The sequence below is a fragment of the Oribacterium sp. P9 genome, from assembly GCF_046365365.1.
Taxonomy (GTDB): domain Bacteria; phylum Bacillota; class Clostridia; order Lachnospirales; family Lachnospiraceae; genus Oribacterium.
The window spans coordinates 1-22,620 of sequence record NZ_JBKEIS010000010.1; the positions used below are offsets into that span (position 1 = coordinate 1).

Sequence of the window (22,620 nt, forward strand, 5' to 3'; positions counted from 1 at the left end):
ACAACAAAAAGGTAGCGTTTTAATTCTGCTCAAAATCAATACCGCTGAAGGAGTTTCTTAACGAAGCTCTGTTAAAGCGCGCCTTCTTTAAAGATTTTTCGCTGGTATTCAATTTTTCGCCACCTTTGTTATATCATCCTTCTGGTAACCAATCTTAAGTTGACCTTGGGTTGACTACATTGGGGTCTGACCCCATAAACTTCAGTTTAGATTCTGTTTAGAAAAATTTAATAGGGTCAGACCCCATTAACTAAAAAACGGCACCGCAACAGGGATAAACCTGTCGTGGTGCCGTTTTTCAATTCATCATTTTATAAGGCGAGCAACGCATCTTAAGAATTTCGTAATGGGGTCAGACCTCTTTTTAGATTTCGCAAAATCTGCGTTTTAGCCTTCCTGGACATTCAAAATCAATAATTATTATTACTTTCTATTGACCAAATCAGGCTTATGCAGTATAACATTAATAGGAATAGTTCTTAATAAAAAATAGTAACAAAGCATAGTTAGATACCCATACAGGGTTAAACAGAAAATGGAGGTAATGTCTATGTCAGCCATCAATATGAATAAAGCTCAGTTTGAACAGTCCATGCATGAAGAGAAGCCGGTCTTAGTTGACTACTGGGCACCGTGGTGTGTCTACTGCCGCAGGATCGCGCCGGCCTATGAGAAAATCGCGGAAGAGTACGGTGATCAGCTTGTCATCGGAAAGGTAAATATCGATGAGGAGTCGCAGCTTGCAGAAGCGGAGAAGATCGAAGTGATTCCGACGCTGGTTTTATATCGCGGCGGAAAGGCGGTCGATTCGATCGTTGCGCCGGATTCGAAGGCTGCGATCGAGCGCTTCATCCAGACCGCTATGGAAAGAGCGTGATCGCATCAGTGATGTCGCCACAGGTGGCCACTTCATCCAGGACGCTATGGAAAGAGCGTGATCGCGTCAGTGATGTCACCTTAGGTGGCTACTTCATCCAGGACGCCATAGAAAGATAGAAGCGCAGGTAACGTGAACGAAAGTGAGCAGGAGGGAAGTTCTATGAATCCGAATCATGTATACGATATGATCATCGTGGGCGGCGGTCCGGGTGGCTATACATCCGCACTCTATGCCGCCAGAGCCGGTCTCGACACGGTGGTGCTGGAAAAGCTGTCCGCAGGTGGACAGATGGCCCTGTCTCAGCAGATCGATAATTATCCTGGTTTCGAGGATGGCATCGACGGCTTCACGCTGGGCGAGAAAATGCAGCAGCAGGCGGAGAAATTCGGTGCCGTTACAGAGTACGCGGAAGTCTCGAAGCTGGAGTTAAGCGAAACGCCGAAGCGAGTGGTAACCAGCTCCGGCACCTATCTCGGAAAGACGGTCGTGATTGCGACCGGCGCGACACCCCGGGTGCTCGGAATCCCCGAGGAGCAGGCCCTGGTCGGCCGTGGCGTCGCTTACTGTGCGGCCTGTGATGGGATGTTCTACCGAGGAAAAACCGTGGTCGTCGTAGGCGGTGGAAACTCCGCCGTCGCCGACGCACTCCTTCTCAGCCGTATCGCGCAGAAGGTCATACTCGTTCATCGCAGAGACAGCTTACGTGCAGAGAAAATCTATCATGACCAGCTCATGCATACGGCCAATGTTGAGTTCCGGTGGAACAGCACCGTCACGGAACTGCTTCATGACGAGCACTTGACCGGCGTCCGCCTGAAGGATACCGTCACGGGCGAAGAGTCAACACTCGCCTGCGACGGCCTGTTTGTCAGCGTCGGTAGAAAGCCCGCCACCGAACTCGTCGACGGACAGCTCACGCTCGACGATCACGGCTATATCGCAGCCGGTGAAAGCACGGAAACCAGCATCCCAGGCGTGTATGCCGTCGGCGACGTCCGGACGAAAGCCCTTCGCCAGATCGTCACCGCGGTGGCCGACGGTGCCGTCGCCGTACACATGGCGGAAGAGTATATCGCGAGAAACGCAAAGTAATACACTATAAAAAGAATGTCACAAAGACGGAGGAATACATAATGCTGGACGTAGGAATGAACGCACCGGATTTCGAGTTACCTGATCAGAATGGAACGATGCACAGATTATCAGATTATGCTGGTAAAAAAGTAATTTTATATTTTTATCCGAAGGATAATACCCCTGGTTGCACGAAGCAGGCATGTGGTTTTTCTGAGAGATATCCTCAGTTTACGGAGAAAGGCGCTGTCATCCTGGGCGTCAGTAAGGATTCTGTAGCTTCGCACAAGAAATTCGAAGAAAAATATGGCTTAGCGTTTACACTATTAGCGGATCCGGAGCGCAAGGTAATCGAGGCATACGATGTTTGGAAGGAAAAGAAAAACTATGGCAAGGTCTCTATGGGCGTCGTACGAACCACATATTTGATTGATGAAAATGGCGTCATCATAAAAGCCAACGATAAAGTCAAGGCTGCTGATGACCCAGAAAAAATGCTTCAGGAATTAAGCTGATGATAATTATACTGTCTCCTGCAAAAAAGATGATTTCAAATGATGACTGCATAGAAGCGGAAGGATTACCAGAATTTCTCGACCATACAGCTGAGATACTCAACTGGATGAAGCATACATCCAAAGAGGAACTGAAAGACATCTGGAAATGTAACGACCAAATCGCAGACGAAAACTTTCACCGACTGGAGTGTATGGATCTTCATCACAGGTTGACGCCGGCGGTCATCGCCTATGATGGCATCGCATACCAGTATATGGCACCATCGGTTTTTGAAGACCATCAGCTGGAGTATATACAGCATCATCTAAGAATACTGTCCGCCTTTTATGGTGTTTTAAAGCCGATGGATGGCGTGACACCATACCGCCTTGAAATGCAGGCCAGGGTCGGAATCGGCGGTACGAAAAACCTGTATGATTACTGGGGAGATACGCTGTATCTCTCCGTGATCGATGACAGCAGAACCATCATAAATCTGGCATCAAAAGAATACTCGAAATCTATCGAAAAATATCTGACACAACAAGATCGGTACATCACGATTACCTTCTGCGAGCGTTCCGGCGATAAAATGGTCACGAAAGGCACCTATGCCAAGATGGCACGCGGTGAAATGGTCCGCTTCATGGCGGAAAATGGCATCGAGAATCCGGAAGACATCAAAAAGTTTGACCGACTTGGCTATATATTCAGAGCTGACTTATCAAGCGATACCGACTATGTTTTCGAACGAAAAATCGCCTCTAGTCTGGCAAACTGAGGCGATTATTTTATCAAATCAGTATGCGGACTAAGTTTCGTTCGTCGTCAGTCCGTAGTGCGTGATATCGTTCCAGTGTCTTCGCAGGACAATGTCGGCGGTAAGGTCGGTGTTGTTGTAGGCGATAGACCATTGCGTGTTGCTCGTGATATCTTCGGGATCTGGCTCCTGCGAGGCTGCAATCAGAGCCGCCCATACGGTATCGTCCGTATAATTTCCGCTTTGCTGTTCAAATACATCTAATACGGCATCATAACGTTCTCTGCCGTGACCATAAATACCGTTTTTCTGATTCGGCAGCACCTTTTCTTTGTATAAGCCGTAAAAGTTTGTTATGGCGTTTATCGGCGTTGCGACAAACTCACGCGCTTTGCTCTCGCAGTCGTATTCGATCACTCTGCCGTCGCCTGTGGCATCGGTGATATAGAAATGATAATCCCTGCCGCTCGAAGCAAACATATCGTATTGCCTGAGAAGCTCAACCGCCTCCTCCGTGCTTGCCGCCCGATCCAGCACCAGGCGGATTGCAAGCGTGGTCGCGATGACGGGCTTCCCCGTATCCTGATGTACAGGCTCACTGTCAAGCGTCAGGACAGCGATGGATACGCCCTTTTCATTTATTCCGTCGAGGCAGATGAACGGAGCAGTCAGGGTTGCGAGCCTTTTTTGCATGCTTTCGTCAGGGGCATTTGCCGATATATTATCGAGTGCCGCGCAGGCGACCGATTTATACCCGCCCTTTGGAGTGCAATAAACAAGCATGCCCGAGCTGTCATTCTTGAAATCGTAGTTGCGCCCCATATGGACATCGCCGTCGGTGTCAGTCAGCGTAAACGCCGTGCAGCCGAAGTCGGGAACCTTGATACTCACGGGGAGCATCGGAAGCGCCTCGTTCAGAATGGCATCGATCATCGTCTGATTATCGGTAATGCCGTAATTAATGACGTCGTCAAGGCTGTAATTGTATTTTACATCCATTCGGTAAAGGTTGTACCCATCGTCATAACTGGTCAGCTTCTCTATGCTGCCAGCTGTTTGAAAACGGGTAAAATACACGCCCGTAAACACAAGCACGCCAGCGAGTAAAACGGCAAGAACCGCACCCAATGAGATCAATGTGATTTTAAGCGGCTTTTTCATCATATTCTTTCCTTTCCGCCGTCTCCGGCAGGGCGTTCACATCCAATCGCTGTAGATAGATGCGCTCACAGTTCCATAAAAAGTATACCATATCCTAAAGGAAGTTTACGGCTTGAACCCTCGTTTTAAAACATTTTTTGCGAAGCGGCATCAGGTCAGAGATAATTTTTTCTTTATAATATGAGAATTTCGTTCCGTGTAGCATGTACAGGAGTGGTTCTGAAATCTGGTGAATGTGTAATCCAACAGCATAGGGCTTCGGCTCTATGCTGTCCTGTGTCTTTTTCGTTTTGACACAAGAGAAAAAGCGTGTTAAGATGAAACTACAAAAGGTGCTACCGATAGACGGTTAGTCCGCATACTAATTTGATAAAATAATCGCCTCAGTTTAGCAGACTAGGGGGCGATTATTTTTTGTGTGATTTATGACCTAGTGTATAGCCAAGCTCAAAGCAGGTTAAGCCGAAGCTTAATACAGCAATGAGACTTTCAATGGTTAACATTGGCACCCCTCCTTTACAAAAGATTTTGTCTATGTAATCAGAGGGTCACAGTCCCTCTGTCGAAGGACTAACCGCCTACCGTATATGATAGCACCTTCTATTATACTACCATAAAGCAAACACATGTTCAAGTTATGGGATATAAAACAACCATATAAAAAATGCATAAAATAATCTTAATAGGGTCATACCCTATAAACCAGCGTCAGGTGCTATCATGAGCATAACGAAAAAATAGAATGTAAGGAGTCTAGTACAATGAAGAAAAAAGTATTGATCATTTCCTCGAGTCCGCGTCAGGGCGGCAATTCTGAAACGCTTGCGGCGTCCTTTGCGAGAGGCGCGCAGGAGGCCGGGCACCTGGTAGAGACAGTGTATCTGCGGGAAAAGCAGATTGGTTTCTGCAATGGCTGCTTTGCCTGCCTCAAGCTCGGTCGCTGCGTGATCAATGATGATGCCGTGGACATCGTCGCCAGAATGCACGATGCCGATGTGCTGGTGTTTGCTACCCCTGTCTACTATTACTGTGTAAGCGGTCAGCTGAAGACCATACTGGACCGCGCCAATCCGCTGTATGATACCGATTATACATTCAGAAAAGCCTACCTGCTCGCAACTGCAGCAGAGGACGCAGCGGAGACCTTCGAGGGCACCGAGAAGGCTGTCCAGGGCTGGGTCGACTGCTTCCCACGCTGCACACTGGCCGGCACGGTGTTCGCTGGCGGCGTAAACGAAGTCGGCGATATCGCCGGTCGCCCAGCATTGGATCAGGCGTACCAGATGGGCAGTGATATCTGACGCCTGGTCGTTCCCGCCGTGTAACTTGAACATGAGTTGTTCTAAAATCTGATACATTTGATCACACAGCATAGAGCTTTGGCTCTATGCTGTTATCGGCGATTTGACTGCTAATTCCAGAGAAGAATTGCCGGAATATGTAGAACGTAGTTATCACGAAGCTTAAAGTACAACGTCCCTGAGAAATAATTAAGGATGATTAAAAATATGATGAAAGTATTATTCGTTTGCCACGGCAACATCTGTCGCAGTGTTTCTGCGCAGTACATTTTTCAGGATCTGGTGAACCGGCGGGGGCTGGCATCGGAGTTTGTGATCGATTCAGCGGCGACGTCGACGGAGGAGATCGGGAATACGATTTATCCGCCGATGAAGGCGGCGCTGGAGCGGAGGGGTGTGCCGGTCGGTACGCATCGGGCGCGGCAGCTGAAGCGCTCGGATTACGAGGCGTATGATCTTCTGATCGGGATGGATGAGGAGAATATGTTCTATATGAAGCGCATCCTCGGGGAGGATCCGGAGGGGAAGATTCATTATCTTATGGAGTACTCCGGTCGCCCGGACGAGATCATCGACGATCCGTGGTACACGCGGAAGTTCGATGCGTGCGCAGCGCAGATAGCAGAGGGGTGTGACGGACTGCTGGCGAAGACATTGGCCTGATGCTAGATGATGTGTAAGACAGAAGAACTGGTTGTGGCATTTTGTCCTAGAAAGTAATTTGTGCAATTTTTGCACGAGTTGCCGATAACGAAAAAACGACGAACAACAGAAGCCTGCCAGAATCACTCCAGCAGGCTGATACTTATGACAGTTTACGGAGTTGACAGAAATAAACTTAGAACTTATTCTAATGTCCGAAAATGACATTGCTGAATTTAAGAAAAATGTACAGTGTGCATTTTAAAAAGGATTTGAAGATGTGTTTGGTAAATGTGAAGAAACGATTCTTCCAGAAAAGGACATAGACCAATCCTTAAATGGTAAAGCGGTAATTGAACAGAGTTTGAAGAGAAAAAACGTATGAATCAAATTGTTTCGTTGTTTATGTTTAGTCGTGGTGATTATGAGAAAGTAAAACAGGATGTATGGGAAGAAAACTGGAAAGCCATGCGGCTGTATTCTGTTGTGGCGCTTGTTGCCTTTGGAGTCATAACGCTGGTGAGTGTGTTTTCTCTGAGTATCGGAAAATATGAATGGGTGTATCTGGTCTATACGTTCCTTTCTTTGGTCTATTTTTGCATTTCTCGTTGTCAAATTAGAAGCTTCTTGGGGAAAAAACTGGTTGTATACAGCTTTTTTGCCGCGCTGCTGCTGTTCGGCATTATTACGGGAACGCTGATTGCACCGGAGGAGCTCACTGTTAACTACATTGTGTTCATACTGGCAGCGCCGCTGCTGTTTACCGCCAGAACGGCGGTCATGAACGGGCTGATTCTGAGCAGTATGCTGCTCTATATCGGACTTGCTTTCTTTGCGCAGCACACCCCAATTCTATCCAAAAACCTAGTGAATGTTATTCTGTACGGGGTGCTGAGTATGCTTCTGACTGCCACGATGATGCGAAGCAAGCTCCAGAAAATCCTGTACCATAAGGAAAAGGAAATGTTGGAAGTCAGCAAGCGCGAATCGCAGGAACGAATCCTGAATTACGAGAGATTCCTCACGGACATGGTTCGGTATGCCGCTTCAGAAGAAAATCCGGACAAAGTACTGAATCAACTGGTGGAGTATATCGGACAGCGTATGACCGCCGATCGAGCGTACATCTTTGAACAGAATGACCGCGGAACGTTTGACAACACCTACGAGTGGTGCAAAGCGGGCGTATCCAAAGAAAAAGATAACTTGCAGGATGTGCCGTATGAAGGCATCATTGAAGCGTGGTTTGCACAATATCAAGAATCCAACAATGTCATCATCCATGACATTGAAGAATGCAAAAAAACAAGCGAAGCCATCTATGAACGGCTGAAACCTCAGGGTGTCAATACCCTTGTGACAGGGCCAATCAAAATCAACGGCAAGATGGTCGGATTCTACGGTGTGGATAATTCTCCCGAAGAGAAATTGCATGAGATCTCGAATCTGATAGATATGATCGAGTTTATGATCTCTTTTATGATAAGACTGCGCGATAATGCAGATGCACTGGAGCACAGTGCATTATATGACCAGCTCACAGATTGTAAAAACAGAAAAGCTCTGGATTGGGCGTACACAGAAAAGCTGGAGAAGTACTTTCCCCTGGCGATTGTCATGTGCGACATAAATGGCCTAAAGGAAATAAATGACCAAAAGGGACATGACGCCGGTGATAAATTCATTGTGCAGACCGCACAGACGCTGAAATCTGTGTTCGGAAAGCGTCATGTGTATCGGTTTGGCGGAGATGAGTTCATTGCGGTTCTGCCAAACATCACATATCCGGCGTTTCAGAAACTACTGGAAACGGCAAAAAGACAACTGGGTGCTACCGCGTCCCTCGGTACGACGATAAGCGGTACAAAGGACACGGATTTTGAGTCGCTTCTGAAAGCCGCAGATGCGGAAATGTATGAAAACAAGAAGCAATACTACATCGTGACAGGAAAAGATCGGAGAAAGCACAGCTTGTGAGAGGGAAAGTCTTGTTTTGATGCTTTATCGCCTTGGTTCACATTCTGAGCTGTTTAAGAGAAATACGTACAAATTGGAAGTTGTGGGAATAAAAAATATGGAATTAAGACTATTGCGATATTTTCTGACGGTGGCAAAAGAACAGAGCTTTACAAAAGCAGCAGAACAATTGCATATTACCCAGCCAACGCTATCCAGACAAATGGCGGCATTTGAAGAGGAGCTTGGAGTAATATTATTTATTCGAAGCGGGAAGAAAATTTCGCTTACTGAAGAGGGGATTTTATTAAAAAGGCGTGCCAATATAAGCATTAGACATAATAAAAATATCAGGTATAAAATAGATGTATAAGAGAGATTCAAATCTTATACATCTATTTTTATACGAAAAATTCGCAAAGAAAGGGGATTTTTATTATGAGTAAAAATTTAGTCGCATTTTTCAGTGCAAGCGGGACAACAAAAAAAGTAGCAGCAATGATTGCAGAGGAAGCAAAAGCGGATTTATTTGAGATTGAGCCAAAAGTTCCATATACAAAGGCGGATCTTGACTGGATGAATAAAAAATCCCGCAGCAGTGTGGAAATGAGTGATAAGAAATACAGACCGGAGATTATAAAGAAAAAGATGGATATGAGTTCTTATGACGAGATCCTTCTGGGATTCCCAATCTGGCGCTTTGCAGCAGGTGCGATTTTCAGCCAGTCTCCCGTTGAAAGACTGATTTCTTCTCCATCAATTATGGCTTTGCCGTTACCTGAAAGAATTCCATAGATTTCTTCATTTTCTTTATGAGAATGAACGAATGGGACACTTGCTCCTGCAGGTAGTTCGTTTAAACTGATTTCTGCACCAGTTAAAGACAGCTTTTCATGCAGCTCAATTCGATTTTCCTTTCCAATCGTTGTTTTTGTGTAATTTGCCATAATAATACCTCCATAGTGAATTTGTAGTTTCTGTTTGCCAGGTATTAGTATGGTGTGAGACACATACAAAAACAAGTACGCACCTTTTTATAACTGCACACTTAAAATTGAATGTGTTACAATAGACGCGGAGGTAAGAATTATGCGAACAAAAGAAGAATTACCAGAATGCCCAGTTGCAACAGCAGTATCTCTCATCGGAGGAAAATGGAAACTGCTGATTTTGCGTAACTTGAAAGATCGTCCATGGAGATTCAATGAGCTACAACGAAGTCTAGATGGTATTTCACAAAAGGTTTTGACAGATAGTTTAAGACAAATGATGAGTGATGGACTGGCATATCGCCACGATTACCATGAACAGCCACCGAGAGTTGAATACGGTTTAACAGAACTCGGAACAAAAATGCTTCCAATTATTAATTCACTTGCTGACTTTGGTAACTACTATAAATCAATTATTGAACAGAATTTGGCATAGCTTATGAGGTGACAATTAAAATGACATCTATTCAATACTATGATTCGCCGTTGGGGCGCATACGGATGGAGGCAGATGAGGTCGGTCTGACAGGACTATGGTCTGAAGGCTCAAAATACGATCGGATACCGAATGAATACTTAGAGCAGGAGACGGAGATTCTGTTGGAAGGGAAGCGATGGCTGGATCAATACTTCTGTGGGCAGAAACCGGATTTCCTACCGCCATTACATCCGAAGGGATCCGCGTTCCAGATGACGGTCTGGGATATACTTCTGAAGATTCCATATGGTGAGACGATAAGCTACGGTGAGATCGCACATAAAATAGCTGAGAAGCGAGGGATTTCCAGGATGTCAGCGCAGGCCGTCGGCGGAGCAGTCGGACATAATCCCATCGCGATCATCATTCCATGTCATCGGGTCGTGGGCGCAGATGGCAGCTTGACGGGGTATGCCGGCGGGCTTGATAAAAAAATCAAACTGCTGGAACTGGAGCATACTGCCTCTGTATTGTGAGATGATGAACATTCCATGGTGTGCATGGAATTGACAAGAAGAATCAACAGTACAAATTGGAATTTATGTAGGTGTTTAGAATGAAACAGAAAGTACCTATGATAGGCAACATTGTGAGTCTCATTCTGTTGATTGTATTTGTTATTAAGAGCATCGTTGATTATACTCAATACTCAACATCGCTAAACTCTGCGCCTTTTTATTTGTGGGTGTTAGTAAATGCTTTGTTTTTGGTAATTCCTGCAATTATTGTGTTCGTTATTGGTTTCGTTGTAAAGAAGAAACAGTAAACAATTTTCAGCTTGTCTCTGCCACGCTGATGAAAGCGTCTGGAAGTCAAGTGGAAGTTCATCTATTCCTATGGTATATTGAACGAGGTGCTTCTGAATCGAATACGGTGAAATATGGAGCACAGAGCATTTTCTACCCTGTGCTTCTTTTTATAAAGACCTATCGTTAAAAATGCAACCCCCTAGAGAAATTTTGCACCCCCTAGGGTAAAAAACGGGAAGTCTACCTTATAACGATAGAAAATGCGAAAAATGCGCGGTATTCCTGCACCCCCTTGGAGACTACGATTTGACTACTATCGACTTCCGCATTTTGCTCGTTTACGCCCTTTTATGCGGTTTCTGTAAAAGAACGCAGATGTCGAGCAAATGCAGACACTGCGCATAAAGCGCAAAAATACGTCGTTTTAAGGCATAGAAGGAGAAAAATAATGAGACATCGCATACTTTTCGTGTGCCACGGCAACATCTGTCGCAGCGTTTCTGCACAGTACATTTTTCAGGATATGGTGAACCGGCGGGGGCTTGCCGGAGAGTTCGTGATCGATTCGGCGGCGACGTCGACGGAGGAGATCGGGAATGCGATTTATCCGCCGATGAAGGCGGCGCTGGAGCGGAGGGGTGTGACGGACTACTGGCGGAGACATTGGCCTAAGGTGTATGATAGGGGCATACGCTTTCAGAAAGCGCAAATGAATGACTTGAATGGAGGCTAGGTTATGTGGTTTGTTTTCGCGTTACTGTCTGCGGTGTTTGCGGCGCTGACATCGATTCTTGCGAAGATCGGGATCGAAGGTGTGAATTCGAATCTTGCGACGGCGATTCGGACGATGGTAGTTCTCGCGATGGCATGGGGAATGGTGTTTCTGACGCATGCGCAGAGTGGGATCGGATCGATCAGTCGGAAGAGCTGGCTGTTTCTGATTCTGTCCGGACTCGCGACCGGTGCGTCGTGGCTCTGTTACTATCGTGCGCTGCAGGTCGGAGAGGCCTCAAAGGTGGTGCCGATCGATAAGCTGAGCGTGGTCATCACCCTCGTGCTGGCATTTTTGCTGCTGCATGAAGAGGTATCCGTGAAGGATGTTGTAGGCTGTGTACTGATCGGGGCAGGTACGCTGATGATGGTACTATGAGATAACTTGGAATTTATCAAAAAATGAGGAATAGTTGAAATGGAGGCGCTATAATAACATGAAGATTGAAGGGAACCAGAAAGAACTGGATGCAATGGTAGAATTTCATAAGGGAAACCGTGTCGAGGGGCTGAGACTGCAAGAAGAATTTGCAGCGGAATTTCGTAAGGAGTATAGAGACAAAGATCACTGTCCTTGCCCGAAAGCCTGTCGTTACCACGGAAACTGTAAGGAATGTGTAGCAATCCACAGAGCCCATCAGGAACATGTTCCAAATTGTATGCGACCATTGATTAATAAAAAGTTGAAATTGATGTCAGAATTGACAGAGCATACCCTGGCAAATGAAATAGAAGCTCCACATGAGATTTTAAGAAAATAGGCAAGTCAGATTCCAGCTTGTCTCTGCAATGCTGATGAAACACGCTGATGAAAGCAGATATGATCGAAAAGGCGATGGGGATAATAGACATAGATCGCGGAGGGATGTGACGGACTGCTGGCGGAGACATCAGCATAAAAGCCTTGAGCTCAGATGGTAAAATCAAGAGAAAAAAGCTGATACCATGTTATAATAAATGCAGGTAGGAATTCAGACTTTGCAGAACAGGAGGCAGCATATGAAGAAACTGGTGATTGCAGCGGGCGGAATCGTGATCGTCATCGTAGCAGCTTTCTTCCTGTACCGTCATTTTGTTATAAACAGCATTACGGATGGACCATTCATGGAAAATATAACCCCGGATGAAAGCGAGGCGGAGCATGAGTCAGCAAGAGAACCAGAGGCAGCGTCAGCACAGAAGCCAGCGCCAGCGTCAGCGCGGGAGCCGAAGCAGGCGATGACGCTGGCGCTTTCGAAAACAGCAGCTCTGGTGGAGCTTTCCTGGCATCAGAGTGCGATGAATCATGACGAGTGTTTCGATTTCTGTTTGAAGACCACGGAGGAGAATCCGGATCAGCCGTATCTTTACTGCTCCTATACAGATCCAGAGACGCGTGAGCGCTTCGAGCTCGGAGATGAGATGTTCATCTACAAGCTGGAGCGCTGCCCGCGTATCCCTCATGAGCGCTGGCAGGAGCTGGCGAACTATCTGCGAAAAGCAGAACTCGCTCCATATCAGTCACCGAACCCGGAGCTTCTCGACGGCACCGACAGTAAGCTGGAGCTCACCTGGTCTGCAGACGGACAGCAGCTCACGGAAAGCTTCGATGGCAGATCTGCCGACGGCCTCCTCGAACTGCTGCAGGACATCACGAAAGGGGTCTGACCCCATTAAATATTTCTAAACAAAATCTAAAATTCAAGTTTATGGGGTCAGACCCCCTTACAAAATTCTTAAGAAAAGAAGTGCGGAGATCCGTTTCCGGCACTTCTTTTTCGTATCTTAAAAATCTGTAAAACGAGGTGAAATTTCTTAAGAAACTATGGTGAAACTGTAAGATGTGCGATATTGATATCAAGAATTTTATTCTGTAATATGGATGATAGAAGAAGATATTTTTATCTATCATGTTCGCAATTGCAGGTTCGATGCGAAGCCGACACGCAGCAGGCCCTCTCGCTTACTTATGCCGACTGCCTTTGCACTCTATGATGAAAGGAGCATCCTATGAAGCACCGTACATTTAAACTTTTCGCTTCGGCTGTTGTTTTCGCGGCATTGACCTCATTCACCGCACTGGCAGCTACGGCGATCAACTCCGTGAATTTCACCTTTACGATCGACGGCGACACGAACATCGCGGATGGCTACAACGAACCGACGATCGACATTAGCTCCCAGTATGGCTATGAGGTGTACGACTGCACCGTATCCGCCAGCGACACTTCCCTCGCTTCAGGTAAGAACCCGGTGAGCTATACATTGACCCTCACCGCAGACCGGGGCTACTACTTCCCGAACGCGAACAGCATCCAGGTGACCGGAAACGGCATCACGGAAATCACGAAGAAAACGACGAGCGACTGGGACGACAGTGAACTGACCATCAAGTTCAAGGCCTATCCATATGTCCGTCTCGCGGCACCGTCCTTCGAAACAGATTTTGACAGTGTGAAGGGCAGCAAATCGAAGACCCAGTCCAGCGGGCGGGACACCTCTGTAAGCATTAACAAAAACGGCGCTTCGAAGATCGAGTTCGTGGTGAGCTACGTCGATCAGGACGGCGAGTACCGGACGAAGGGCGGCAGCGTCACCGGCTCCACAATCCAGGTCGGCAGCTACAACAAGCAGTACACCGGCAGTAACAAGTATAAGCAGTCCGCCTATATCCGCGGCATCGCGATCCGGGCGGCGGATGCGAAGAGCTCGAACCCGCACCTCGCGCCGAGTAAATGGGTTTACATCTCCAGCGGCATCACCGGTATCGACACCGACGAGTACTTCACCGACTATGCGACCTGGTACGATGTACTCGCACGCAGCGGCGGCTCCGGCAGCACCACCTCCCCGTCGACCGGTGGAAGCGTAGGCAGCAACGGCTGGCAGGTGATCAACAACTACTGGTACTACTTTAGTAACGGTCGCATGATGACCGGCTGGGTTTACGACGGCAGCAACTGGTACTACTGCAATCCGCAGAGCGGCGCGATGATGGCAGGCTGGATCCAGGATCCGACGGGGCACTGGTTCCTTCTGAATCAGGCACATGACGGCAGCTACGGACGCCTCCTGTCCGGCTGGCAGCAGGATGGCGGTCGCTGGTTCTACCTGAATCCGAACCACGACGGTACCTTCGGCGCCCTTCAGACGGGCTGGCTCAATGTAAACGGCCAGTGGTACTATCTCAATCCGAATCATGATGGCAGCTATGGGGCCGTGATGACCGGATGGCTGAACCTGAACGGTGCGTACTACTACCTCGACCCGAACAGCGGTAACCCGCGCGGTGTGATGACGACCGGCACGAAGTACATCGACGGACGCGTCCGCGTCTTCGGATCGAACGGCGTACTGATCCGTTGAGATCAACATAGAACGGTTTATAAGAAAAGAGGGATGCGTCGCATCCCTCTTTTTTTCTTCGTCATGGGGTCTGACCCCATTAAATTTTTATAAACAAAATCTAAAGTTTCAGTTTATGGGGTCAGACCCCATAAACTGCCGGTGGATATAGATTACTCCTGTACCGCTTCCATGTTGGCCGGGAGGATCAGGTTCAGAATGATCGCCACGACGAAGACGACTGCGACGCAGTTCTGCGCGAAGACGGTCTGGATGATATCCGGGAAGATCGCGAAGCGGTCCTGGCACTGGGTGAAGCCGAGTCCGATACTGAGCGACAGGGCCGCGATGACGGTGTTTCGCTGTGAGAAGCCGCACTTACTGATCATCTGAAGGCCGCTGACGACGATGGTGCCGAACATCATGATGGTGCAGCCACCGAGTACGGCATCCGGAAGGGTCGCGAGAAGCGCACCGAACATCGGGAAGATCCCGGCGAGAATCATGATCACAGCGCCGGTCGCGATGGTGAAACGGTTGACGACCTTCGTCATCGCGACGAGTCCGACGTTCTGGCTGAACGAGGTGATCGGCAGGCAGCCGAAGAGCGAGGACAGCGAGCTGATGAAGCCGTCGCAGCAGATGGAGCCGGAGGTTTCCTTTTCCGTCGCATCACAACCAAGGCCAGACGCTGCCAGCGCTGAAGTATCACCGATGGTCTCTGTCGCGGACACCAGGAAGATCAGGATGGTCGGAAAGATCGCATCCGCACGGAACTCCATATGGAACGGCATCAGCTGCGGGATCGCGATGATCGAGGTGCCCGCAAGAGAAGAGAAGTCGACCATGCTCTGCGTCCATGCTCTCGACGATGGCGAGCGACTCGAGCTGATATCCGAGGTTACGGATAATCCGTCCGCCCTGCTGGAAGCCCTTCTCAACCGCGATGCCGATGCCCTCGACCGTGCCGCCGGCCTGTGCGACGATGTCCATACGCATGGTGCCGGATGTAGGCATTGCTCAAAACAGCGTTTCGAAAGTTGACAGACTGTGCTATACTTATAAAGGTATAGTCTGCAAAACGGGCAGACGTTTCTACCAGGCGCCAAACAGCTTGACTACCATCACGATAGTCAGCTTTTTTTATGCCATTTCACACGCATGCAGAGCGTCTCGAGGGGGCTTCACGCCTCCGTAAAGAAGTGATGAATCCGAACGAAACCGCTCGCAAACAGCAGCGATACGTCTCGCGTCCGTAACGAAGCGCAGGCGGTAGTCTGAAAACCGGCATATATGAATGATTTTTATTTTTGGAGGTAATCCTATGAGTATGTATGATGTCTTAATTATCGGTGCGGGCCCGGGTGGTATTTTCACTGCCTACGAGCTGATCGAGCGCCGTCCTGATCTGAAGATCGCGATTTTCGAGCACGGTCACGAGCTCAGCCGTCGTAAGTGCCCGATCGATGGTGAAAAGATCAAATCCTGTATTCACTGTAACTGCTGCTCGATCATGAGCGGTTTCGGTGGTGCCGGTGCTTTCTCGGATGGAAAGTACAACATCACGAACGATTTCGGCGGCACGCTCTACGAGTATATCGGAAAGAAAACTGCCATCGAGCTGATGGAGTATGTCGACAAGATCAACCTCAAGTTCGGCGGCGAGGGTACGAAGCTCTACTCGACAGCCGGCACGAAGTTTAAGAAGACCTGCATGCAGCATGGTCTCCATCTCCTCGATGCCTCCGTACGTCATCTCGGCACCGACATCAACTATGTCGTGCTCGAGCATCTCTACGATCACCTGAAGGATAAGGTCGATTTCTACTTCGACTGCTGCATCGACACCGTCGAGAAGACCGAAGAGGGCTATAAGATCTACAGTGGTGAGCGCTCCTTCGAAGGAAAGAAGTGCGTGATTTCAGCTGGTCGAAGCGGCAGTAAGTGGATGGAGAAGGTCTGTGCGGACCTCGAGATCCCGACGAACTCGAACCGTGTGGACCTCGGCGTACGTGTCGAGCTGCCGGCCGAGATCTTCTCAGACCTCACCGACGAGCTCTACGAGAGTAAGATCGTCTACCGTACCGAGAAGTACGAGGATAACGTCCGTACCTTCTGTATGAATCCGAAGGGTGCCGTGGTCAATGAAAACACCAACGGGATCGTCACCGTAAACGGCCATAGCTATGAGGATCCCGCGAAGCAAACGAAGAATACGAACTTCGCCCTGCTCGTGGCGAAGCACTTCTCCGAGCCATTCAAGGATTCGAACGAATATGGTGAGAGTATCGCGCGTCTCAGCAACATGCTCGGCGGCGGTGTGATCGTGCAGCGCTTCGGCGATCTTATCCGTGGTAAGCGCAGTACCGAGCAGCGTATCCGGGAATCCTTCACGGTTCCGACGCTGAATGCTGCTGCCGGTGACCTGAGCCTCGTGCTTCCGAAGCGTATCCTCGACGGCATCATCGAGATGATCTACGCCCTCGATAAGGTCGCACCAGGTACTGCAAATGACGACACCCTGCTTTATGGTGTCGAGGTCAAGTTCTACAACATGGAGGTCGAGGTCGACGAGAACCTCATGACCCGTCACGACGGACTCTACGTCATCGGGGACGGCAGTGGTATCACCCACTCCCTGTCGCACGCCTCCGCCAGTGGCGTATATGTCGCACGTCAGCTGACGAAATAAAGAGAGCACCGGACCGGCAACTGTAGTTCTTTGCTGCAGTTGCCGGTCTTTTTACGCAACCATCTCGAATATAACAGTTCAGGCAGGGGTCCTTGCCTGAACTGCTGTGTTTAAGCTATAGAAGACAGAAGTAAATTTCATGCAAAGCCTTGTTTATAACTTCTCTTTATGTTAATGTTTGACTTTAGTGCTTTAAATTAAAGGGAGACATGTGATTATGAATCAGCATAAAAAGAGAAGCTCGTTCTCCGGCAAGATCGGTTTCGTTCTGTCGGCAGCAGGCGCTTCGGTAGGACTTGGTAATATCTGGCGATTCCCATACCTCGCGGCGAAGTATGGTGGAGGTATCTTCCTGATCGTCTACATTTTTCTCGCGATGACCTTCGGTTATACGATGATCATCGCTGAGACCGCACTCGGTCGTATGACGAAGAAGAGCCCGGTCGGTGCGTATGACAGCTTCGGAAAGTCGAAGTGGCTTTCCCTCGGTGGCTGGATCAATGCGATCATTCCGATCCTCATCGTGCCATATTACTCTGTCATCGGCGGCTGGGTCATCAAGTACCTCGCCGAGTACCTCGGCGGGCAGACACAGCTCGTCGCGCAGGACGGTTATTTCGGCGAGTTTATTTCCAACGGGCTTTCACCGGAAATCTGCTTCATCGTCTTTTCCGTCGTCGTCATCGCCATCATCTATGCCGGTGTACAGAACGGAATCGAACGTGTTTCGAAGCTTATGATGCCGATTCTCGTCGTGCTGTCCGTGATCATCGCCGTCTATTCCGTGACGAGACCAGGTGCCTTCGAGGGCGTGAAGTACTTCCTCGTACCAAATGTGAAGAACTTCTCCTGGATGACCGTCGTAACCGCGATGGGCCAGATGTTCTACTCCCTGTCGATCGCCATGGGTATCCTTGTCACCTTCGGCTCCTACATGCGGAAGGAAACCGAAATCGAAGCGGCGACCGAGCAGGTTGAGATCTTCGATACCGCGATCGCCATCATGGCGGGTCTCATGATCATCCCGGCGGTCTTTGCCTTCAGCGGCGGAGATGCCGCGACCCTTCAGGCGGGTCCGTCTCTCATGTTCATCACGATCCCGAAGGTCTTCGCAAGTATGGGCTTCGGAACCCTGACCGGTGTGATGTTCTTCGTGCTGGTGCTCTTCGCGGCCCTCACCAGCTCCATCGCGCTGACCGAGAGTGCGGTTTCGACCTTCGAGGATGAGTTCAAGTGGAGCCGTAAGAAGTCGACGACCATCATCGGCCTCATCATCGTATCCCTCGGCACCCTGTCCGCCCTCGGCTACGGTCCACTCGCAGAGGTCACCATCATCGGCATGCAGTTCCTGGATTTCTTCGATTTCCTCACGAACACCGTCATGATGCCGATCGCCGCGATCGCCACCTGCCTGCTCGTCTCAAGAGTGATCGGTGTAGAGAAGATCGAAGCGGAGGTCACCGCAGACGGTGCACCGTTCAAGCGGAAGAAGATCTTCGCTTTCATGATCCGCTTCCTCTGCCCGGTCTTCGCCGCCATCATCCTGATCAGCTCGATCGCAAACGCCTTCGGCTGGATCTCGATGTAAGATTTTACCTCGTAACGATTAAAAAGCTGACGCTTCTGCGCCAGCTTTTTTTGTTCACGGATCCGATTCCGGCCACCTGTCTGAACTCTAATAAACCTCCATCTGATTTGGTATAAAATTCACAAATTTCTTGTATTAGGCTTTATTTTTTAGTAGAATACTAACTAATGAATACTTCGTATGCACAGGAGGGAAAGACTTATGAAGGTATATGACACCGGAAACATACGTAACGTTGTTCTTTTGGGACATGGCGGCGCAGGTAAGACGACCGTAGCAGAGGCTCTGGCCTATGTCACCGGCACCACCACCCGGATGGGAAGCGTCCCTGAGGGCAACACAGTTTCGGATTACGACAAGGAAGAAATCAAGAGAAAGTTTTCGATTTCCGCAACCACCGTTCCGATCGAGTATAAGGGTGAGCACGGAGATCTCAAGATCAATATACTGGACACTCCGGGTTATTTTGATTTCGTGGGCGAGGTGGAGGAAGCGATTTCTGTAGCGGATGCTGCCATCATCGTGGTGAACTGTAAGGCTGGCATCGAGCCGGGCACACTGAGAGCATGGGACATCTGTGAGAAGTTCCGCATCCCACGTCTTTTCTTCGTGACGAACATGGATGACGATCACGCATCCTTCCGTCAGCTGGTACTGAATCTGGAGAAGCAGTTCGGACGTTCCGTCGCACCGTTCCAGATCCCGATCCGCGAAAATGAGAAGTTTGTCGGCCTCGTAAATGTCGTAAAGATGGAGGGCCGTAAGTTCACGAAGCCGAACGAGTATGAGCCTTGTGAGATCCCAGAGTACGTTAAGAAGAACCTCGGTATCGCAAGAAATGCTCTTCTGGAGGCCGTTGCAGAGACCTCCGACGAGTTCATGGAGAAGTATTTCGGTGGTGAGGAGTTCACCGTCGAGGAGATCCAGACCGCACTTCGTCAGAACGTGAAGACCTGCAGCATGGTTCCGGTGCTCATGGGCTCCGGCGTAAACGTACAGGGCTTCAATGTCCTTCTTCAGGTCATCGACAAGTACTTCCCGGCACCGGACGAGTTCGAAACCGTCGGCGTCGATGTATCGAACGGCGAGCGTTTCACCGCGAAGTATAATTCTGATGTAACCCTGACTGCGAAGGTATGGAAGACTATCGTGGATCCGTTCCTCGGAAAGTACTCCCTCATGAAGGTCTGCACGGGTACCCTGAAGCCGAACACTGAGGTCTATAACGTAAATAAGGAAACCACCGAGAAGATCGGTAAGATCTACGTTCTCCGCGGTAAGGAATCCATCGAGGTTCCGGAGCTTAGGTCCGGTGATATCGGTGCCGTTGCGAAGCTCAGCGTCACGGCGACCGGTGATACAATGGCAGTTCGTAATGCGCCGATCATGTACCACGGCCCGCAGTTCTCGACCCCCTATACCTTTAAGGCATACGCTGCCGAGAATAAGACCGAGGAAGATAAGCTCGCGACCGCTCTCGCCCGCATGATGGAAGAGGATAAGACCCTCAAGACCGTTTCCGATCCGGAGAACCGTCAGTCCCTCATCTATGGTATCGGCGACCAGCAGCTCGACGTCGTGGCTTCTGAGATCAAGGAGCGCTACAACGTAACCCTCGTCCTGTCGAAGCCTCGTTTCGCATATCGTGAGACCATCAAGAAGAGCGCGAAGATACAGGGCAGATATAAGAAGCAGTCCGGCGGACACGGCCAGTTCGGTGATGTCATCATGCAGTTCGAGCCGTCCGGTGATCTCGATCATCCATACGTATTCGAGGAGAAGGTATTCGGCGGATCCGTTCCGAAGAACTACTTCCCGGCGGTTGAGAAGGGCGTACAGGAGGGCTGTGAGAAGGGTCCTCTGGCCGGATATCCGGTAGTCGGTGTGAAGGCGATCCTCCTCGATGGTTCCTACCATCCGGTTGATTCCTCCGATATGGCGTTCAAGACGGCCTCGAACATGGCGTTTAAGGATGCCTTCATGAAGTGTCAGCCGATCCTTCTCGAGCCGATCGCGTCCATCAAGGTCACGGTTCCGGATGCCAATACCGGCGATATCATGGGTGATATGACGAAGCGCCGCGGCAGAGTCCTCGGTATGGAGTCGATCGGCCATGGCAAGCAGGTCATCCAGGCGGAGGTTCCGATGTCCAATCTGTACGGCTACGGCACCGACCTTCGTTCCATGACCGGCGGTACCGGCGATTATGAGTACAGCTTCGCTCGCTATGAGCAGGCACCGGGCGACGTTCAGAACCAGATCGTAGAGGAGAACGCAGCACAGGGAAACTAAGCCACTGTCATACGTAGTAAACCATATTCGGGCAATGTCTACATCAGGCATTGCCCGTTTTTTGCCGAATAAACAGGGCACAGCGGGCGGTGATAGACGCTCCTGCAGAAACATTGGCCAAACAACTGCCTGTTTTTTCACGTAAATTTCTGCATTCGAATTGCATTAAAGGCGTCGAAATTTTATACTTTAAGAGCAAAAGTGTCGATTTACTGAATGAAATAAAGAGATTGAGCAGGACAAAACTATGATTTTTGAAGAGATTTTTATGGTGAATGGCACCGCTATCATCATGATGGCGTTTCTGTTGTATTGCCGCCATCGAAACAGAGAGAGCATACATGGGGATGATCGAATCTATGACTGGATGACGCTCATCACGCTGCTGGGGGCCGTGAATGACACCCTCACGTTCCTCGTGGATGGGCAGAGCTTCGTCGGCGCGCGCTTCCTGAACTATCTCACGAACAGCCTTGCGTATATGGGCACGGTCGTTATCGGTTTCCTCTGGTGTCTCTATGTCGACCTGCATATCTATAAGAACCATGCGCGGTATCGGCGGAACCTCCGCTACGTCGCGCTCCCGCTCCTGTTCGAGTTCGGCTGTCTCCTGTATAACCTGTGCGGGAACGGCTTCATGTTTACGATTTCAGCGGACAATATGTACAGCCGCGGCTTCTACTCGATCATCGGTTTTACCTCGGTTTATCTGTATCTGCTCTACAGCATTTACCTCGTATATCACTCGAGGGAAGTAGGCATAAACCTCGATTTCTTCCCGATTTTCTACTTCATAGGACCTTGCGTGCTCGGTATCGTCATTCAGTTCCTGTGCTATGGCATCACGAGCTCCTGGATTTCGGTCGCCATTTCGCTTACCTTCGTGCAGATGCAGGTGTACTCCGAGAATATCTCGACGGACTCGCTGTCGGGACTCTATAACCGACGTTACCTCGACCGTGTGCTCGCAAATAAGGAAAGACTATCGCGTTTATCCGTCTTCGGGATCATGATGGATGTCAATGACTTCAAGCAGATCAACGACCACTACGGTCACAGCATGGGGGACCAGGCGATCCGCGTGATGGGCAATATCCTCTCGAAGGCTCTTCCGGACGGGGGAATTCCGATCCGCTATGCTGGTGATGAGTTCGTGGCGCTGCTGATCTGCGAGGACTCGAACGAGGTCTTCGCGACCATGACGGAAATCAACCGTCGCCTCGATGTCTTCAACCGCTCCGGTGCGGAGCCGTTTAAGATCAGCGTCTCGATGGGTTATGCGAAGCTCGACCCGAGTGACACCGAAACCTTCCTCCGCGAGATGGACGAGCGGATGTATGAGGAGAAGCGACGCTATCATCAGCTGATACATGCGTGATTACGTGATTTCATGCTTTCAGAGCCCCGGAGGGCCTGCCTGAACCTTAAATGCAATTCTTGCAAAATGACTGTGTTCATATTA

At 49.4% G+C, this 22,620-nt stretch carries 19 protein-coding genes and 5 pseudogenes; 20 read left to right on the forward strand and 4 right to left on the reverse strand.

Annotation, left to right across the window (positions count from 1 at the left end):
* Window positions 1-550: 550 nt before the first annotated feature.
* The 4 genes from trxA (at window position 551) to yaaA (ending at window position 3,233) form a co-directional block, all read left to right on the forward strand.
* Entirely contained in the window at window positions 551-877 is a 327-nt protein-coding gene (gene trxA, locus ACK8P7_RS07220) for a thioredoxin (RefSeq protein ID WP_410043549.1), read from the forward strand.
* Window positions 878-1,039: 162 nt separating this feature from the next.
* Window positions 1,040-1,972 carry a thioredoxin-disulfide reductase gene (gene trxB / locus ACK8P7_RS07225; protein ID WP_410043550.1) on the forward strand — a complete coding sequence of 311 codons (933 nt, stop codon included), beginning with the start codon at window positions 1,040-1,042 and terminating at the stop codon, window positions 1,970-1,972.
* A gap of 41 nt (window positions 1,973-2,013) precedes the next feature.
* Window positions 2,014-2,469 (forward strand): thioredoxin-dependent thiol peroxidase, encoded by a 456-nt coding sequence (bcp, locus tag ACK8P7_RS07230; RefSeq protein WP_410043551.1) that lies wholly within the window; start codon window positions 2,014-2,016, stop codon window positions 2,467-2,469.
* Window positions 2,469-3,233 (forward strand): peroxide stress protein YaaA, encoded by a 765-nt coding sequence (yaaA, locus tag ACK8P7_RS07235; RefSeq protein WP_410043552.1) that lies wholly within the window; start codon window positions 2,469-2,471, stop codon window positions 3,231-3,233. The genes bcp and yaaA overlap by 1 nt, the downstream gene beginning before the upstream one ends.
* A gap of 30 nt (window positions 3,234-3,263) precedes the next feature.
* On the opposite strand, the gene ACK8P7_RS07240 is transcribed toward yaaA, so the two are convergent.
* Window positions 3,264-4,376: a linear amide C-N hydrolase gene (locus ACK8P7_RS07240; protein ID WP_410043553.1), complete on the reverse strand. Its 1,113-nt coding sequence runs from the start codon at window positions 4,374-4,376 to the stop codon at window positions 3,264-3,266.
* A gap of 758 nt (window positions 4,377-5,134) precedes the next feature.
* Between ACK8P7_RS07240 and ACK8P7_RS07245 the strand changes: the two genes are divergently transcribed.
* The 5 genes and pseudogenes from ACK8P7_RS07245 to ACK8P7_RS07265 all read left to right on the forward strand — a co-directional run.
* Window positions 5,135-5,674, forward strand: a complete 540-nt coding sequence (locus ACK8P7_RS07245; protein ID WP_410043554.1) for a flavodoxin family protein — start codon at window positions 5,135-5,137, stop codon at window positions 5,672-5,674.
* 207 nt (window positions 5,675-5,881) lie between these two features.
* Window positions 5,882-6,337, forward strand: coding sequence for a low molecular weight protein-tyrosine-phosphatase (locus tag ACK8P7_RS07250; protein ID WP_410043555.1), 456 nt, complete (start codon window positions 5,882-5,884; stop codon window positions 6,335-6,337).
* Window positions 6,338-6,697: 360 nt separating this feature from the next.
* Complete coding sequence (locus ACK8P7_RS07255) at window positions 6,698-8,293, forward strand: diguanylate cyclase domain-containing protein (RefSeq protein WP_410043556.1); 1,596 nt, start codon at window positions 6,698-6,700, stop codon at window positions 8,291-8,293.
* A gap of 97 nt (window positions 8,294-8,390) precedes the next feature.
* A pseudogene (locus tag ACK8P7_RS07260) lies at window positions 8,391-8,642 on the forward strand (LysR family transcriptional regulator); the annotation flags it as partial.
* Window positions 8,643-8,710: 68 nt separating this feature from the next.
* Window positions 8,711-8,995: pseudogene (locus ACK8P7_RS07265) on the forward strand (flavodoxin); the annotation flags it as partial.
* Here the strand turns inward: ACK8P7_RS07265 and ACK8P7_RS07270 are convergent.
* Window positions 8,965-9,219 (reverse strand): annotated as a pseudogene (locus ACK8P7_RS07270) (cupin domain-containing protein); the annotation flags it as partial. The pseudogenes ACK8P7_RS07265 and ACK8P7_RS07270 overlap by 31 nt on opposite strands.
* A gap of 142 nt (window positions 9,220-9,361) precedes the next feature.
* On the opposite strand from ACK8P7_RS07270, the gene ACK8P7_RS07275 reads away from it, so the two are divergent.
* The 7 genes from ACK8P7_RS07275 to ACK8P7_RS07305 all read left to right on the forward strand — a co-directional run bounded on the left by ACK8P7_RS07275 (window position 9,362) and on the right by ACK8P7_RS07305 (window position 14,607).
* Window positions 9,362-9,700: a winged helix-turn-helix transcriptional regulator gene (locus ACK8P7_RS07275; protein WP_410043557.1), complete on the forward strand. Its 339-nt coding sequence runs from the start codon at window positions 9,362-9,364 to the stop codon at window positions 9,698-9,700.
* 20 nt (window positions 9,701-9,720) lie between these two features.
* A complete protein-coding gene (locus ACK8P7_RS07280; RefSeq protein WP_410043612.1) occupies window positions 9,721-10,218 on the forward strand; it encodes a methylated-DNA--[protein]-cysteine S-methyltransferase in 498 nt (165 codons plus the stop codon).
* 721 nt (window positions 10,219-10,939) lie between these two features.
* Window positions 10,940-11,224 carry a hypothetical protein gene (locus ACK8P7_RS07285; protein WP_410043558.1) on the forward strand — a complete coding sequence of 95 codons (285 nt, stop codon included), beginning with the start codon at window positions 10,940-10,942 and terminating at the stop codon, window positions 11,222-11,224.
* A 3-nt stretch (window positions 11,225-11,227) separates the two neighbouring features.
* Complete coding sequence (locus tag ACK8P7_RS07290; protein ID WP_410043559.1) at window positions 11,228-11,641, forward strand: EamA family transporter; 414 nt, start codon at window positions 11,228-11,230, stop codon at window positions 11,639-11,641.
* A gap of 58 nt (window positions 11,642-11,699) precedes the next feature.
* Window positions 11,700-12,023: an LPS biosynthesis protein gene (locus ACK8P7_RS07295; protein ID WP_410043560.1), complete on the forward strand. Its 324-nt coding sequence runs from the start codon at window positions 11,700-11,702 to the stop codon at window positions 12,021-12,023.
* A 238-nt stretch (window positions 12,024-12,261) separates the two neighbouring features.
* Entirely contained in the window at window positions 12,262-12,909 is a 648-nt protein-coding gene (locus tag ACK8P7_RS07300; protein ID WP_410043561.1) for a hypothetical protein, read from the forward strand.
* A 342-nt stretch (window positions 12,910-13,251) separates the two neighbouring features.
* Complete coding sequence (locus tag ACK8P7_RS07305) at window positions 13,252-14,607, forward strand: hypothetical protein (RefSeq protein ID WP_410043562.1); 1,356 nt, start codon at window positions 13,252-13,254, stop codon at window positions 14,605-14,607.
* Between the two features lie 152 nt (window positions 14,608-14,759).
* Here the strand turns inward: ACK8P7_RS07305 and ACK8P7_RS07310 are convergent.
* Together ACK8P7_RS07310 and ACK8P7_RS07315 are read right to left on the reverse strand one after the other, a co-directional pair.
* Window positions 14,760-15,434 (reverse strand): annotated as a pseudogene (locus ACK8P7_RS07310) (uracil-xanthine permease family protein); the annotation flags it as partial.
* Window positions 15,418-15,579 (reverse strand): annotated as a pseudogene (locus tag ACK8P7_RS07315) (xanthine phosphoribosyltransferase); the annotation flags it as partial. The pseudogenes ACK8P7_RS07310 and ACK8P7_RS07315, both read right to left, overlap by 17 nt.
* A 331-nt stretch (window positions 15,580-15,910) precedes the next feature.
* Between ACK8P7_RS07315 and ACK8P7_RS07320 the strand changes: the two are divergent.
* From ACK8P7_RS07320 to ACK8P7_RS07335, 4 genes are all read left to right on the forward strand, one after another.
* On the forward strand, window positions 15,911-17,278 hold the full coding sequence (locus ACK8P7_RS07320; RefSeq protein WP_410043563.1) for an NAD(P)/FAD-dependent oxidoreductase: 1,368 nt from the start codon (window positions 15,911-15,913) through the stop codon (window positions 17,276-17,278).
* A gap of 217 nt (window positions 17,279-17,495) precedes the next feature.
* A complete protein-coding gene (locus tag ACK8P7_RS07325; RefSeq protein ID WP_410043564.1) occupies window positions 17,496-18,866 on the forward strand; it encodes a sodium-dependent transporter in 1,371 nt (456 codons plus the stop codon).
* 201 nt (window positions 18,867-19,067) lie between these two features.
* Window positions 19,068-21,158: an elongation factor G gene (locus tag ACK8P7_RS07330; RefSeq protein WP_410043565.1), complete on the forward strand. Its 2,091-nt coding sequence runs from the start codon at window positions 19,068-19,070 to the stop codon at window positions 21,156-21,158.
* A 247-nt stretch (window positions 21,159-21,405) separates the two neighbouring features.
* Complete coding sequence (locus ACK8P7_RS07335; protein WP_410043566.1) at window positions 21,406-22,536, forward strand: GGDEF domain-containing protein; 1,131 nt, start codon at window positions 21,406-21,408, stop codon at window positions 22,534-22,536.
* The last annotated feature ends 84 nt before the right edge of the window (window positions 22,537-22,620 follow it).